The organism is Actinomadura sp. NPDC048021, assembly GCF_040653135.1.
GTDB lineage: Bacteria > Actinomycetota > Actinomycetes > Streptosporangiales > Streptosporangiaceae > Spirillospora > Spirillospora verrucosospora.
The window spans coordinates 65,318-80,472 of sequence record NZ_JBEZJQ010000034.1 but is presented as its reverse complement, the minus strand read 5'-3'; the positions used below and the strand labels follow the sequence as shown (position 1 = coordinate 80,472).

Here is a 15,155-nt window from a genome sequence, read left to right as displayed (position 1 = left end):
ACGCTGAGTCGTCGAGGTTGGGCAAATCCTCGGGCGTGAACCGACCACATGCGGTTGGTGGTGCACTAGTCTTTGCGACCTAGGCGCTTTGAAAGGTTGCACTCTGCCTTCTGGCAGAGAAGTGGAAGGTGTAGGGCATGCCGGACAGTCCGACTGTTCACCAGCGACGCCTTCGGGTAGAGCTCCGCAGGGCCCGTGAGGCCGCCGAGCTGACGCAGGAGCAGGCGGCGAAGGCCCTGGAATGGTCGCTTTCGAAAATCATCCGCATTGAAGGCGGGATGGTCCGGGTCGCGGTGAGCGACGTCCGCGTCATGTTGCAGCAGTATGGAGTGCCGGCGGAACGGTACGACGAGTTTCTGGGGCTGGCGCGCGCGGCCCGTGAAACGGCCTGGTGGAGCGCTTATCGCAGGGTCCTCAGCCCGCAGATGGCGGAGCTCATCGGCTTCGAGTCGGCCGCCGGCGCCTGCCGCGAGTTCGATCCTCTGCTCGTTCCGGGCCTCCTGCAGATCAGCGCCTATGCCAAGGAGATCCTCTCGAACCTGCGCGGCGAGGACGCTCCCGAGCAGATCAGCGAACTGGTCGAGGTGCGCCTGCGCAGGCAGGAGATCTTCGAGGGGGACGCGCCCCCCAGGTTCTACTTCGTCATCGACGAGGCGGCGATCCGTCGGCTGGTCGGAGGCGCCGCGGTGATGCGCGCCCAGTTGTCGCACCTGCTGGAGATGGCGAAGCGGCCCAACGTGACCATCGAGATCGTTCCGCTCGACCGGGGCGCCCATCCGGGGCTGAGCGGGCCGTTCAAGCTCCTTGAGTTCGTCGAAGCCGAAGACGACGACGTGCTGTATCTGGAAGGCGCGCAGGGTGAACTGATCGGTCGCGACTATCGCGAGGACATCGTCCGCTATCGCGAGAAGTTCGAGGTGCTGCGCCGTATTTCGCTTGGTCCGGAAGGCTCGGCCGTGCTGCTCAACACGGTCGCGGAATCGCTCTGAGGCTCCTCGACGCCGGCAGCGGCGCGGGGCGAGTGATCCACCTATGGCTTGATCTTCGGTGAACACTTACACTCTCACATTGACAGAGCACGACACAGGACTGTGGTGTGCCTGGGATCGTGCGCCGAAGGGCATGGCCGAGCGTGAGGACGTTCGCCCGAACAGAAGGTCGCCGTTCGCATCCTGATTGGCCTGCGAGGACGCCTCCAAGGTTGTGCCCCGGAATTCTGACAGCCGCGCCGTGAAGGCCGGCGGTTGGAAGGGGCCAGTGTGGACAGGACGAAACGATCGCGGGTGGTCTGGAGAAAGAGCAGTCGCAGCGGTGGAGGCAACTGCGTCGAGATCGCTTGTGACGGGGAATCCGTTCTGATGCGGGATTCCACGGATCGCCTGAGCGCCGTCCTGACGATTTCGAGCGTGGAGTGGCTGCTTCTTCGGCGCTCCATACGCAGGCGGTACGGCGACGGGACGGACTGATCGTCATGCGGCGGGCGCCGGGAGGGGGAGCTCTCGCGGCTGCAGCCTGTCGTGGTGGATGTAGCCGCTGGATCACTACTTCCAGCCGGGAGAAGTCCGTGGGCTTCAGGGCGCAGAAGCCGCTGCCCACGACGTCCTTGTACAGGGTGTCGGACACCACCAGGGCGAGGTCGCGGTCCTGGTGCTCGGTGAGGTGCTCGCGCAGCGGCGCGGAGTCCAGTAACCGGGAGACCACGACGGGGGCGTCGCCGGCCGGGCCGAGCGGCCCGTCGATCACGGTGCCGTGGTGGAGGGCGAGCCGCATGCGCAGGCGGGTGGCCCGCCCCCTGTTGAGCTCGGCGAGCGCGCATTCGAGGTCGGACGTGAAGGCGCCCACGACGTGGGGGATGTCGACGTCGGCGGGCATGACGACGAGTTCCCCGTCCCCGCCGGGCTGGCGGTACCAGTCGTTGGTGCGCAGGCCGGTCCTTCTCGCGCAGCCGTTGAGCAGCCTGCGGAGGTCCTTCTGGGCGGCGAGTTGCCGCTGCGCGTCCAGGTGACTGTACTTCTCCAGGTCCACGGCGAGGAGCAGGCGGTACACGAGCCGCGTTCCGCCGGTGGACCAGGGTCGTCGAAGCATCATCTGCCGTCCTCGAAACCGCCGTCGGTTCGATTCTGCCCGATGCGTGATGCTCTGTGCAGAGAAACATAGGTCGGTTAGCAACATGGCACTTTGCCGGTAGCTTCCCGCCCGGACCGCCTCTCCGGGCACCCGACCGCTGACCTGCGTTGATGCACATGGCGTGCAGCATGGTGATCTGGCTACTGGCGCAAAGTAACCTATCGAACTGCCAGGTGGCAGTCTGCCGACCCTCGTTGGGGCGACCAAGGTGAGCGTGACGCCCGCGCACGAGGCGTACGCGATGCGCTTGTGGGGTCGGTGGGACGTGGCGGCGGCGCCCAAACCGCTCGCGCCGACCGGAGCCGCCACGGCGAGGGCGTGGCGGCCTCGAACGGACCGTCGTCGAGCGGGAGAGGCTCCCTGCGAGGCTCTCCCGGTGGGGTCAGTACGGCAGGAGGCGGCCCGAAGGGGTCCGCAGGTCGGGTGGGCTCGGTTGACGTGGGGGCCTGGGGCGCTTGACGAGCTGCTGCCGTGCCATGGTGATCATCTCCCCCCGCCGGGCTGCCTTTAAAACCCGGGGATCGGGCCGTTGCCTCGTATGACGCGGTCGCGCCGGTCGAGGTTCGCCGAGCTTATGCCACCTGAACTGCAGGTTCGACCGATTTTCGGGGGGTTGTGATCCACGGTTCGCGTCCGGAGGAACGCGGAGCGTGGGCGGGATCAGGAGACGATGTCGCGTGTCCGGAAGCGGCGGAAGGCCAGCGCGAGCAGGACGGCGGCGTAGGAGAGGGAGAGGGCGGCGCCCTTGGCCATGCCCGCCCACTGGATCTCGGGCTGAAGCGCGTCCATCCAGGAGTACATCCAGTGCGTCGGGAGGAAGTCGCGCCAGGAGCCGAGGGCGGTGACGGCGTCCAGAATGTTGCTGACGATGACGAGCCCGACCGCGCCGCCGACCGCGCCGAGGGGGGAGTCGGTCGTCACCGAGAGCAGGAACGCCAGGGCGGCGACGACGAGCTGCGCCACGAGGGAGTAGCCGATGATGATCGCCATGCGGCCGAGGGCGGTGCTCACCGGGACGGTGCCGCCGGTCGGGAGCTCGACGTCGCCCCAGCCGAATCCGGCCGTCCCCGCGACCAGCGACATCAGCGGCAGGCTGACGACCGCGACGACCGCGTAGGAGAGGGCGACGATCAGTTTCTGGCGCAGCAGCCGGGCGCGGGGCACGGGCGCGGCGAGCAGGTAGCGCAGGGACGACCAGCCCGCCTCGCTCGCCACCGTGTCGCCGCAGAACAGGGCGACCGCGACCACCAGCAGGAAACCGGTGGAGACGAACAGGGCGAAGAGGGCGAAGTTCAGCGCGGACGACGTGGCGACGTCGACCAGGCTGGGGACGCCGTCCGGCCCCGGATCCCCGCCGATCTTGAACGCGGCGACCAGCACCCACGGCAGCACGAGCAGGAACGCGAAGGCGACCAGCGTGCGGCGGCGCCGGAACTGGCGGACGGCCTCGACCCGCAGCGGAAGGGTGCGCCGGACGTGGTAGGCGGTCATGAACCCTCCCCGATGATCTCCAGGAACGCGTCCTCCAGGCGGCGGCCGGATCCGGTGATCTCGGCGACCGGGCCGGCGGCGACGCGGCGGCCGCCCGCCATGACGACGGCGTGCGTGCAGGTCTGCTCCACCTCGGCGAGCAGGTGGCTGGAGACGATGACCGTCCGCCCGGCCGCCGCGTACCGGACGAGCACCTCCCGCATCTCGCGGATCTGGGGCGGATCGAGGCCGTTGGTGGGCTCGTCCAGGACGAGGAGGTCCGGCAGGCCGAGCATGGCCTGCGCGATGGCGAGACGCTGCCGCATCCCCTGCGAGTACGTGCGGACGGCCCGGTCGAGCGCCGAACCCAGGTTGGCTATCTGCAACGCCTCGTCCAGGTGGGCCTCGTCCAAGGGACGCCCGGTGGCGCGCCAGTAGAGGTCCAGGTTGTCGCGACCGGAGAGGTGGGGCAGGAACCCAGGCCCCTCCACGAAGGAACCAAGGCGGGACAGCACGGGTGCGCCCGGGTACACGCGGTGCCCGAAGATGCGGATCGAGCCGGAGTCTGGGTGGATGAGGCCCATCAGCATGCGCAGTGTCGTCGTCTTTCCCGCGCCGTTCGGCCCCAGGAGACCGAGCACCTGCCCCTTCTCCACCCGGAACGACAGGTCGGAGACGGCGAGGTGCCCGTTCTTGTACGCCTTCGTCAGCCCCGCTATCTCCAGGGGCACGTCGCTGTCCGTTTCGGCGCCGCGCCTACGGCGTCCAGGGAGAAGTATGGCGAGCGCCAGAGCGACGGCAGCGACAGGCAGAGCCCACACCCAGACGGGCAGAGGCGCCGGCGCGGCCTTCAACGACGGGACGGACGGGACGGTCAGCGGCGACACCACCTGCACCTTGTACGACGACGGCTTCGCGGGCGTCGCGAACCCCATGTCGGTGGTGGCGACGACCAGGCGGAGCCGGTGCCCGCGGTCGAAGCGGTAGTCCATCGCCGGGAGCGTCACCGTGACCTCGCCGCCGGACACCCGGAACGGCGCGGCCAGCCGTCGCGCCGGAGCGGCGCCTCCGCCCGGCGAGACGTCGTAGAGCTTCGCGAACAGGGGACCGTCGCCGGTGACCTTCAGGCGCACGGTCGCGGCGCCCGTCAGCCACAGCGGACGGTCCAGCGGGCGCGTCTCGAAGGTGGCGGTCTGCCCGGGCATGTCCGATGGCAGCTGCCCGCCCAGCGAGCCTCCCAGCGACCCGCCCAGGGATCCGAGCGCTCCCAGCCCCGGCAGGGCCGAGATCGAGGCGGGCGACCCGCCCGCCGGATTGAAGATCGTCTGCTCGGCCCCGGCCAGCGGCAGGCGCGACGCGTCACCCGAAAGCCCCGGATACCGCGGCGTCGACGCCTCGTCGACGACGACCGCCTGGGTGGAGGAGTCGAGCCCGCCTGCCCGCGTCACGGTGAAACCGTCCGGGGAGGGCGCGGACGACCGCATGAGGCGGGCGTCGAAGAAGTCGCGCACGAGCCCCTCGACCCGTTCGGTCTCCGGGTCGCCGCCGTCGTGCCCGCCCTGGAACCACACCACCGACACCGGCGCGCCGTTCCGCGCGATCGCCTGCGCGTTGGCGTCGGCCTGGTCGAGTGGGAACAGCGAGTCGGACTGGCCCTGGACGAGCAGCGTCGGCACCCGGATCCGGTCGGCGACGGATGCGGGGCTCGACCGGTGCAGCATCGTGATCGCCGACTCGGTGGCACGGCCCTTCTCCGCCACCTCCTGGTACATCTCGCACACGGACGGCAGGAAACGCCCGCACGCCGTCCGGTTCGCGCTGTCCGTGAAGAACAGCCCCGCCCACAGCTTCTTGAAGACGCCGTCCGTCGGCTTGGCGCCAGAGGCGGCGTCGGGGAAGAGCGCGTCGGGGAGGCTGTTCCAGGTGATCTGCGGTGCGATGGCGTCGACCCGCCGGTCGTAGGCGGCGGTCATCAGCGCGATCGCGCCGCCGTAGGACTGGCCCGCCATCCCGACGCGCGGGTCGCCGGGGCCGTCGAGCCGGACCTCCGGCCGCCGGGCCAGCCAGTCGATCAGCTGCCGGGCGTCCTTCACCTCGTAGTCGGGCGAGTTGAGGGCGATCTCGCCGGTCGAGCGCCCGAACCCGCGCGCCGACCAGGCCAGCACCGCGTACCCGGCGCGGGAGAGGTCGCGGGCCTCGCCGGCGACGTCCCGCTTGCTGCCGCCGAAGCCGTGGCCCAGCAGGACCGCAGGGCCCCTGGCCCGTCCGACCGGCTTGTAGAACGTCGTGTCGAGCGTGACGCGCTGGTCGTCGTTCGGCCCGTCGACGACGGTGACGCGCTGCTCGGACGCCTGGACGCGGGCCTCGCCGCCGGCCGTCGCGCCCCAGGCCGCAGCCCCGCCGGCGAGCGCCACGGCGACCGCCGCCGACGCCCAGCGCGCGGGCCGTCCCGTCCTGTCCCACCGCGCCCTGACAGCGCCCGCCCGCCCCATGAGCAGAACCCTATGCGCGCCTCGCGGCCGTCCGCTCCGCCCTGAAGGCGATCCCGCCTGCTCCCGCCGGGGTACGCGGCCCCGGGGTGCTACGTCTCGCGGTGGACGGAGGGGGCGAGGGCCGCGGTGAACATGGCGGTGAGGCGGTCGGTGAGGTCGGCGGGGTCGGCGGCGCGCAGGTCGCCGAGGCCGACCAGGCGCCGCACCGGCCCGCCGCCCATGATGATCGTGGACGCGAGCAGCGCCCGCGCCCGCGCGTCGGGCCCCTGGAGCTGCGCCACCATCGGCTCGACGATCACGTCCTCCAGGTAGCGGAGCAGGATCTCCTTGACCTCGGGGTGGCCCGCCGACCGGTCCAGCATCCGGGACATGGCGGTGACCGAGCGCTGGTCGACCTGCCGGACGAAGTGCTCGGCGAGCCGGCGCGGCAGCCCCCCGGGGTCGCCCGCGATGACGCCGCGGATCACCGACTCCCCGGCCAGGACCTCGCCGAACAGCGCCGCCTTGGAGCCGAAGTACCGGTGGACCAGCGCCGTGTTCGCCTCGGCGTGCCCGGCGATCATGCGGACGGTGACGCCGTCGTAGCCGTGCTCGCCGAACAGGTCGCGGGCGGCGTCCAGGATGCGGCGCCGGGTGGCCTCCCGGTCGCGCTTGCGCCCCCGCGCCGCCGCGCCCGCGGCCTGTTTTCCGATCTGTTCCCCGACCTGCATTCCGCCAGCCCCCGGTCGCCGTTACAGTCGGTGTCCATTATGTCCTGAGTTGCAAGTAAACATGCGTCTACATAAGATACATGCAAAACACAGGTAATTCATCTGAGTTGTGGGGGCAATGTGGCTCAGGCGAGCGTGGCGTCGCACGGCCCGGCGGCGCCAGAGCAAGCGAGACCGCAGTACACGCACCGACAGATCCTGGAGATCCTCGCCGGTCTGATGATGGCGATGCTGACGTCGATGATCTCGACGTCGGTGGTCGCCACGGCGCTGCCGACGATCGTCGGCGACCTCGGCGGCCAGGACAAGCTGTCCTGGGTCGCGAGCGCGTCCCTGCTGACCATGACCGCGTCCACGCCCCTGTGGGGCAAGCTGTCGGACATCGCCGGCCGCAAGCTCATGTTCCAGACCGCCCTGGTCATCTTCGTGGCCGCCTCGGTGGGGGCGGGGCTGTCGCAGAACATCGGCCAGCTGATCGCCGCCCGCGCGTTCCAGGGCCTCGGCGTCGGCGGCCTGTCGGCGCTGGCCCAGGTCATCCTCGGGGACGTCGTCGAGCCCCGGCAGCGCGGCCGCTACGCCGGGTTCATGGGGGCGGTGTTCGGCGTCTCGACGGTCGCGGGGCCGCTGCTCGGCGGGTTCATCGTCGACGCCGACAGCCTCGGCTGGCGCTGGTGCTTCTACGTGTGCGTGCCGCTCGCCATCGTCGCCTTCCTCGTCATCCAGAAGGTGCTCAAGCTGCCGAAGGTGCGGCGCGACACCCGCATCGACGTGTTCGGGGCGTTCACCATCACCGGCAGCGCCGCCGTGCTGATGCTGGTGCTGTCCATGGGCGGGATCGAGTTCGAGTGGAACTCCCGGTGGACCTACGCCCTGCTCGGCGTCGCCGCCCTGCTGCTCGTCCTCGCGGTCGTCGCCGAACGCGTCGCGCGTGACCCGATCCTGCCGCCCCGGCTGTTCCGCAACCCCACCTTCCTGCTGACCTCGTTCGTCTCCGTCTGCGTCGGCATGGCGATGTTCGGCGTGATGATCTACATGCCGCAGTACCTGCAGATCGTCAAGGGGATGAGCCCCACGACGTCCGGCCTGATGACGCTGCCGCTGGTCGTCGGGATGCTGATCACCTCCACCGGCTCCGGCCAGGTCGTCACCCGGACGGGCCGCTACAAGATCTTCCCGGTGGTCGGGCTGCTGTGCGTCGCCGGCGGGCTGTACCTGCTGTCGCTGCTGCACACCGACTCGCCCAAGGTCATCGTCGGCGCCGACCTCGCCGTCCTCGGCGTCGGCATGGGCCTCAGCCTGCAGATCCTCATCCTGGCCGCGCAGAACGCCGCCGCGCCCGCCGACCTCGCCTCGACGACGTCCGGCGTCTCGTTCTTCCGCAACCTCGGCGGCGCGATGGGCGTGGCCGCGTTCGGCGCGATCCTCACCAACCGGGTCGCGGAGGAGATCACCAGCGGCTTCCGCGCGGCGGGCATCCCCGTGCCGGCCGGCGGCGGCGCGACCGACCTCGGCTCCCCGGAGGAGATCAGCAAGCTTGATCCGCAGATCAGGGGCATCATCCAGGACGCCTTCACCGACTCGCTGCAGAGCGTCTTCCTCGTCGGCATCCCCATCGCCCTGGTGGGCTTCCTCGCGATGCTGGCGCTGAAGGAGCTCCCCCTGCGCGGCTCGGCGCACCGCGGCAAGGACGCGCCGCCGTCCGAGGCGCCCGCGACCGACGTCCCGGCGGAGAGCGGCGTCGTGCGCCCGCCGTCCGCGGTGGTGCGGACCGGGGCGGTCGGCGCGGTCGGCGCCGGCAGGCACGCACGCGACAACGGCTACCCGGACGACGGCCGCTTCGCCACCGTCGCCGCGGCCCCGCCCGCCCAGGCGTCGGAGACCCCGGCCGCCGCGGAGCTGGCGGCCCAGGCGAAGCTCCTCGCCCAGCAGATCGAGCAGGACGCCAACGGCGGCGGCGTCCCCGTCCGCGGCGTGGTGCGGACCCGCGAAGGCGAGCCCGTCCCGTCCGCCGCCCTCACCCTCATCGGTGTCGACGGCCACCAGCTCGCCCGCGCGATCACGCGGGAGGACGGGCGGTACGCGCTGCCGACGCCGGGCCCCGGCAGCTACGTGCTGATCGCCGCCACCGGCGGGCACGAGCCGCAGGCCGCGACCCTCGTCGTCGGCGACCGGCCGGTCGAGTTCGACCTGCTGCTGGCCGGCAGCGGCGGCCTCGCCGGAACGGTCCGCAGCGCCGACGGCACCCCCATCGTGAACGCGATGGTCGTCGTCACCGACGTGCGCGGCGACGTCGTCGGCACCGGCCGCACCGACGCCGACGGCCGCTACACGTTCAAGGACCTCGTGGCCGGCGCCTACACGCTCGCCGTCAGCGCCGCCGCGCACCGCCCGGTCGCGATGCCGGTGGAGGTGACCGGCAACGGCCAGACGCGGCTGGACGTGGAGATGCCGCCCGGCGCCCGCATCCGCGGAACGGTCCGCAACGAGTCGGGCGAGCCGGTCGGGGAGGCGCGGGTCACGCTCGTCGACGCCGCCGGCAACGTCGTCGCGATGGTCATCACGGGACCGGACGGCGAGTACGCCTTCACCGACCTCACCGGTGGCCAGTACACGGTGATCGCGTCCGGATATCCTCCGGTCGCGACCGGCCTGTCGCTTTCCGGCAGCGGGCTGGACGACCACGACCTCAAGCTCGGCTACCCGGACGAGTGACGGGCACGAGCGAGCCGGGCCGCCCGCAGGCGGCGGCCACGAGACACGGAACCTGGAGTGCGGGTCGTTGATGGACGCTAACCGAGGTCTGCGCGGAACGGTGCGGACGAAGGACGGCTGGGCGGTGCGGCACGCCATCGTCACGGTCACGAACCTGGCGGGCGACCAGGTCGCGCGCGAGCAGACCGGCGAGGACGGCGTGCTCGCCGCCGGCCCGCTGCCCCCCGGCACCTACACGGTGATCGTGACGGCCATGGGCTTCCAGCCGGCCGCCGCCACGATGATCGTGTCCAGCGCCGGAAGCGCCGACATCGGCAGGATCGTCCTCGGCCGGGCGGGCGGCACCGAGCTCCCGCCGCCCGGCGTCTGGACGATCGACCCGGCGCACTCCAACATCGGCGCTGTCGCCCAGCACATCGGCCTGTCGAGCGTCCGCGGCCGGTTCGCCGCCTTCGAGGGACGCATCGAGATCGCCGAGCCGGTCGAGGAGTCCCGCGTCACGGCGCGCATCGAGGCGGCGTCCATCGAGACCGGCAACAAGATGCGCGACGACCACCTGCGCTCGGCCGACTTCCTGAACGCCGACGTCCATCCCGTCCTCACCTACGAGGGCGACGGGCTGACCGGCGCCGGACCCGACCGCTGGACGGTGCACGGCCGCCTCACCCTCAACGGCATCACCCAGCCGGTCGACCTCGACATGATCTATCTCGGCATGGGCTCCGACCCGTGGGGCGGCCTCCGCGCCGCGTTCCGCGCGACCGCCGATCTGCCCCGCACCGACTTCGGCATCCGCTTCAACCAGATCCTGGAAGCGGGCATCTCCCTCGTCGGCGAGAGCCTCAAGGTCGAACTGGAGATCCAAGCCGTCCAAGGCGAAGACCTGCCGTAAGAACGGGCCGTCCAACGACCTCAGCCCCCACCGCAACCACACGACAACCTCAGTGTGGCGATCGCGTCCGAAGGCAGATTCGAGCGAAGCAAGAATCTGATCGCGCAGCGAGCCGCCAGGCGAGCCGGAGCGATGCCAGCGATCGCCCGCTTTTTCGACGATGGAGGGCCGAAGGCCCGAAGGAGGAGAAAAAGCAATCAAGAACGCAGCTGGCGGACCAGGGCGTTGGCCGAGGGGCGGTCGGGGGAGCCGGTGACGACGACCTTTCCGTCGGTGATGGCCATGTCGACGCGCGGCAGGGTGACGAGGCGGTCGCGGACGACGAAGGCCAGGTCGCGGCCGACCGTCGCCCGGGTCAGCTCGGCGAACGCGCGGCGGTCGCCGGGGCGCAGCGTGAGCGCCACGTCGTATCCGCCGGGCTTCACCCGCGACTTCTGCACGCGCAGGTCGGCGACCTTGTGGATCGCGATCCCCTGGGTGAGCCGGTAGCAGGTCACCCCGGTGGCGGCCTGTCCGGTGATGCCCTGCGTCCCGGCGGGGCACGGCCCTGGCAGCACCTGCGCGACGGGGTAGATGTGCAGCGGGGCGGCCAGCGTCACCGGGCGCGTCCGCATCGAGGACGCGATCATCCCGCCGGTCACCGCGACGGCCGCGATCAGCAGTCCCAGTGTGAGCACCATGACCAGCATCGCCGACCGGTGCTGGTCGGCGGCCCTCGCGGGCGCGGCCTCCCGGTACGGGCGGCCCTGCCGCCGCGCCGCCCGGCTCCGCTTCATCTCCGCGGCCTCCCGCTGCCGCTGGGCGGCCCGCGCCCGCCGCCTCTCGGCCTCCGTGCCCAGGGGGCGCGTGGCCGCGGGCAGAACGGCCGTCGTGGCCTGGGAGCGCGGCTCTGCGTCCCGGAGGCTCTCCTGCCCCAGCGCCTCAGCGGGGTCGCGGCCCGGCTCGAACCCGGTATTCATGGGACGGGTGTCCGCGGTGGGCGCGGTGTCCTCGGGCGGGGCGGGGGCAGGGGGCCGGGCGGTCGTCGGTTGGGGCTGCGTCGTCGCGGCGGCGTCTTCGGGGAGGACCGGTGGTGGCGGCGACGGCCATTTCAGGCTCGGGTCCGGAGCCGCGGGTTCTGGGGACGGGGCGGGAGGCGCCGGGACCGGTGCGGGTTCCTCATCCCGCTGACGACCCTTGTTCAGGCGCGGTATGACCCGCATCGTCACCTCCCGGTTCGTGATCTCCTCAGTCTGTCAGGCGAGGACGCCGCCGCGCACGGCCTCCCGCCCGGAAGACCGCCGCGGATCGCCGGCCGACCGGCACGTGGGAGACCGTGCCCCGTTCGCGGGGTTTCCAAGCGCGAAAAGGCCCGGCCCCCGTGAAGCGGGGGCCGGGCCTGCGGAGACGCCGTCTAGTCGATGCGCCAGGTGTCGCCGCTGCCGAGCAGGGCCGCGAGGTCGCCCTCGCCCTGCGCCTGGACGGCCTCGTCGAGCTGGGCCCGCATCAGCTCGTCGTAGGACGGGCGGTCGACGTCCCGGAAGATGCCGATCGGGGTGTGCTCGAACGCCGGCTGGTCGAGCCGCGACAGCGCGAACGCCTGCGACGGGTCCGGGTTGTGGGCGTCGTGCACGGCGATCTCGGCCGGGTCGACGTCGGCGACGTTCACGACCTCGAACGACCCGGTCGGGGTGCGGCGCAGCGCCTTGGCACGGTCCGCCCCGAAGACGATGGGCTCGCCGTGCTCCAGCCGGACGGTGACGTCGTCGCGCACGTCCGCGTCCTTCAGCGGGTCGAACGCGCCGTCGTTGAAGATGTTGCAGTTCTGGTAGATCTCGACGAGCGCGGTGCCGCGGTGCTGCGCGGCGGCCCGCAGGACCGACTGCAGGTGCTTGCGGTCGGAGTCGATGGTGCGGGCGACGAATGTGCCCTCCGCACCGATCGCGAGCGACAGCGGGTTGAAGGGGGCGTCGAGCGAGCCCATCGGCGTCGACTTGGTGATCTTGCCGATCTCCGAGGTCGGCGAGTACTGGCCCTTCGTCAGCCCGTAGATCCGGTTGTTGAACAGCAGGATCTTGAGGTTGACGTTGCGGCGCAGCGCGTGGATCAGGTGGTTGCCGCCGATGGACAGCGAGTCGCCGTCCCCGGTCACCACCCACACCGACAGGTCGGGACGGGACGTGGCGAGGCCCGTCGCGATCGCGGGCGCGCGGCCGTGGATCGAGTGGAACCCGTAGGTGTTCATGTAGTACGGGAACCGCGACGAGCAGCCGATGCCGGAGATGAACGTGATGTTCTCGCGGCGCAGCCCGAGCTCGGGAAGGAACGACTGGACGGCCGCGAGGATCGCGTAGTCACCGCACCCGGGGCACCAGCGCACCTCCTGGTCGGTCTTGAAGTCCTTCATCGTCTGCTTCCCGTCCGCCTTCGGGACGAGGGAGAGCAGGCCGCGGCCGTCCGCCGGTCCGTTGCCGTTGGCGGACCCGTTGCCGTTGGCGGGGACGGTGCCGTGGGCTCCGTTGTCACTCACTGTCGATCACATCCTGGATGACGCCCTGGAGCTCCTCGGCCTTGAAGGGCAGGCCGCGGACCTGGTTGTAGCCGATCACGTCGATGAGCAGCCGGCCGCGCAGCAGCAGCCCGAGCTGGCCGAGGTTGATCTCAGGGACGATCACCTTGTCGTAGGAGCGCAGGACCTCGGGCAGGTTCGCGGGGAACGGGTTGAGGTGGCGCAGGTGGGCCTGCGCGATGGCGCGCCCGGACGCCCGCACGCGCCGCACGGCGGCGGAGATGGCCCCGTACGTCCCGCCCCAGCCCACCACCAGGACGCGGGCCGCGCCGGACGGGTCGTCCACGGCGAGCGGCTCGATGTCGTTCGCGATCCCGTCGATCTTGGCCTGGCGGAGCCGGACCATGCGGTCGTGGTTGGCGGGGTCGTAGGAGATGTTGCCGGTGACGTCGGCCTTCTCCAGGCCGCCGATCCGGTGCTCCAGCCCGGCCGTGCCGGGGACCGCCCACGGGCGGGCGAGGGTCTCCGGGTCGCGCGCGAACGGCTGGAACTCCTCCTGCGACGGCTCGGCGAAGTTCGGCTCGATCTTCGGCAGCGTCGCCACGTCCGGCAGCCGCCACGGCTCGGAGCCGTTGGCGAGGTAGCCGTCCGACAGCAGGATGACCGGCGTGCGGTACTTCACCGCGATCCGCGCCGCCTCGATCGTCGCGTCGAAGCAGTCCGACGGGGACTGCGGCGCGATCACCGGGACGGGCGCCTCGCCGTTGCGGCCGTACATGGCCTGCAGCAGGTCGGCCTGCTCGGTCTTGGTCGGCAGCCCGGTGGACGGGCCGGCCCGCTGCACGTCGATGACCAGCAGCGGAAGCTCGGTCGCGACGCCGAGGCCGATCGTCTCGCTCTTGAGCGCGATGCCGGGGCCCGACGTGGTGGTGACGCCGAGCGACCCGCCGAACGAGGCGCCGAGCGCCGCGCCGACCGCGGCGATCTCGTCCTCGGCCTGGAAGGTGCGGACGCCGAACCGCTTGTGCTTGGAGATCTCGTGCAGGATGTCGGACGCCGGCGTGATCGGGTAGGAGCCGAGGAAGATCGGCAGCCCGCTCTGCACGCCCGCCGCGACCAGCCCGTACGCCAGCGCGAGGTTCCCGGTGATGTTGCGGTAGAGCCCCGGCTCGTGCTCGGCCGGCTTGATCTCGTACTGCACCGAGAACGCCTCGGTCGTCTCGCCGTAGGACCAGCCCGCCTGGAAGGCCGCGATGTTGGCCTTCATGATCTCGGGCTTGCTGGCGAACTTGCGCTCCAGGAAGGCCAGCGTCCCCTCGGTGGGACGGTGGTACAGCCACGACAGGAGGCCGAGCGCGAACATGTTCTTCGCGCGCTCGGCGTCCTTCTTGGAGATGTCGAAGTCTTCGAGCGCCTTCACCGTCATCGAGGTCAGCGGCAGCGCGTGGACCCGGTACTCCGACAGCGAGCCGTCCTCGACGGGGCTGGCCGCGTAGCCGACCTTGGCGAGGTTGCGCTTGCTGAACTCGTCGGTGTTGACGATGAGGTCGGCGCCGTGCGGAAGATCCCCGAGGTTCGCCTTGAGGGCGGCGGGGTTCATCGCGACCAGGACGTTGGGCGCGTCGCCCGGGGTCAGGATGTCGTGGTCGGCGAAGTGCAACTGGAAACTGGACACGCCGGGGAGGGTCCCGGCGGGGGCGCGGATTTCGGCCGGGAAGTTCGGCAACGTGGAAAGGTCGTTGCCGAACGCCGCGGTCTCCTGGGTGAAGCGGTCGCCGGTCAGCTGCATGCCGTCGCCGGAGTCTCCGGCGAAGCGAATGATGACGCGGTCGAGCTGCTGGACCTGTTTGGTCACAGAGGAAGACCTCCTCGACGCGCAGCATCCGTCCTGGGGGAGGCACCCAGGATCGTGATGCTACTTAGGCTTACCTTCATGGTATGTCCGGGACGGGATGGGTTAGCGGTGACGGGCCGCACACTGGGATGACCGCGCAGGGAAGGCGCGCGTTCCTCGTCCGGTGCCGGTGGCCGCGCGTCATGGAGGCGAGCGACGGGCGGCGAACGCTCCGCAGGTCCTATCGGGCGATACGACCTGGACGGGCCCCCGGGTTCATCCCGAACACAGGCAGCTGCGCTGGCGGCACAGGTCGACGTGCAGACGCCGGACCAGTGGCCGCGCGGGACTCGTCGAGGAGCATCCGCTCCCCAGAGGCGTGGAGTTCACGACCCGAAGTGTAGACATCCGGAATCCCGTTCGACCGCAC

At 71.1% G+C, this 15,155-nt stretch carries 10 protein-coding genes; 4 read left to right on the top strand and 6 right to left on the bottom strand.

Annotation, left to right across the window (positions count from 1 at the left end):
- The first annotated feature begins 137 nt into the window (after positions 1-137).
- Positions 138-989 (top strand): helix-turn-helix transcriptional regulator, encoded by an 852-nt coding sequence (locus AB0C87_RS38075; RefSeq protein WP_345178264.1) that lies wholly within the window; start codon positions 138-140, stop codon positions 987-989.
- 270 nt (positions 990-1,259) lie between these two features.
- On the top strand, positions 1,260-1,466 hold the full coding sequence (locus tag AB0C87_RS38070) for a DUF397 domain-containing protein (RefSeq protein ID WP_353831467.1): 207 nt from the start codon (positions 1,260-1,262) through the stop codon (positions 1,464-1,466).
- A gap of 1,321 nt (positions 1,467-2,787) precedes the next feature.
- Here AB0C87_RS38070 and AB0C87_RS38065 read toward each other — a convergent pair.
- The 3 genes from AB0C87_RS38065 to AB0C87_RS38055 form a co-directional block, all read right to left on the bottom strand.
- Positions 2,788-3,618, bottom strand: a complete 831-nt coding sequence (locus AB0C87_RS38065) for an ABC transporter permease subunit (RefSeq protein WP_360347815.1) — start codon at positions 3,616-3,618, stop codon at positions 2,788-2,790.
- Positions 3,615-6,089 carry an alpha/beta fold hydrolase gene (locus AB0C87_RS38060; RefSeq protein WP_345178270.1) on the bottom strand — a complete coding sequence of 825 codons (2,475 nt, stop codon included), beginning with the start codon at positions 6,087-6,089 and terminating at the stop codon, positions 3,615-3,617. The genes AB0C87_RS38065 and AB0C87_RS38060 overlap by 4 nt, the downstream gene beginning before the upstream one ends.
- Positions 6,090-6,178: 89 nt before the next feature.
- Positions 6,179-6,799, bottom strand: coding sequence for a TetR family transcriptional regulator (locus AB0C87_RS38055; RefSeq protein WP_345178271.1), 621 nt, complete (start codon positions 6,797-6,799; stop codon positions 6,179-6,181).
- Between the two features lie 135 nt (positions 6,800-6,934).
- Here AB0C87_RS38055 and AB0C87_RS38050 point away from each other — a divergent pair, with 135 nt between their 5' ends.
- On the top strand, positions 6,935-9,511 hold the full coding sequence (locus tag AB0C87_RS38050) for an MFS transporter (RefSeq protein WP_345178468.1): 2,577 nt from the start codon (positions 6,935-6,937) through the stop codon (positions 9,509-9,511).
- 70 nt (positions 9,512-9,581) lie between these two features.
- Positions 9,582-10,403, top strand: coding sequence for a YceI family protein (locus AB0C87_RS38045; protein ID WP_345178274.1), 822 nt, complete (start codon positions 9,582-9,584; stop codon positions 10,401-10,403).
- A 197-nt stretch (positions 10,404-10,600) separates the two neighbouring features.
- Here the strand turns inward: AB0C87_RS38045 and AB0C87_RS38040 are convergent, their stop codons facing one another.
- The 3 genes from AB0C87_RS38040 to AB0C87_RS38030 form a co-directional block, all read right to left on the bottom strand.
- Complete coding sequence (locus tag AB0C87_RS38040) at positions 10,601-11,362, bottom strand: hypothetical protein (RefSeq protein WP_360581623.1); 762 nt, start codon at positions 11,360-11,362, stop codon at positions 10,601-10,603.
- A 434-nt stretch (positions 11,363-11,796) separates the two neighbouring features.
- The gene (locus tag AB0C87_RS38035) at positions 11,797-12,828 is read right to left on the bottom strand and encodes a 2-oxoacid:ferredoxin oxidoreductase subunit beta (protein ID WP_345178470.1); all 1,032 of its coding nucleotides are present in this window, start codon (positions 12,826-12,828) and stop codon (positions 11,797-11,799) included.
- Between the two features lie 76 nt (positions 12,829-12,904).
- Entirely contained in the window at positions 12,905-14,746 is a 1,842-nt protein-coding gene (locus tag AB0C87_RS38030) for a 2-oxoacid:acceptor oxidoreductase subunit alpha (RefSeq protein ID WP_345178278.1), read from the bottom strand.
- Between the last annotated feature and the right edge of the window lie 409 nt (positions 14,747-15,155).

Coding starts and splice junctions, on each gene's coding strand:
- AB0C87_RS38065 (WP_360347815.1), bottom strand. CDS start 3,618: ATGACCGCCTACCACGTCCGGCGCACCCTTCCGCTGCGGGTCGAGGCC.
- AB0C87_RS38055 (WP_345178271.1), bottom strand. CDS start 6,799: ATGCAGGTCGGGGAACAGATCGGAAAACAGGCCGCGGGCGCGGCGGCG.
- AB0C87_RS38075 (WP_345178264.1), top strand. CDS start 138: ATGCCGGACAGTCCGACTGTTCACCAGCGACGCCTTCGGGTAGAGCTC.
- AB0C87_RS38060 (WP_345178270.1), bottom strand. CDS start 6,089: ATGGGGCGGGCGGGCGCTGTCAGGGCGCGGTGGGACAGGACGGGACGG.
- AB0C87_RS38040 (WP_360581623.1), bottom strand. CDS start 11,362: ATGAATACCGGGTTCGAGCCGGGCCGCGACCCCGCTGAGGCGCTGGGG.
- AB0C87_RS38045 (WP_345178274.1), top strand. CDS start 9,582: ATGGACGCTAACCGAGGTCTGCGCGGAACGGTGCGGACGAAGGACGGC.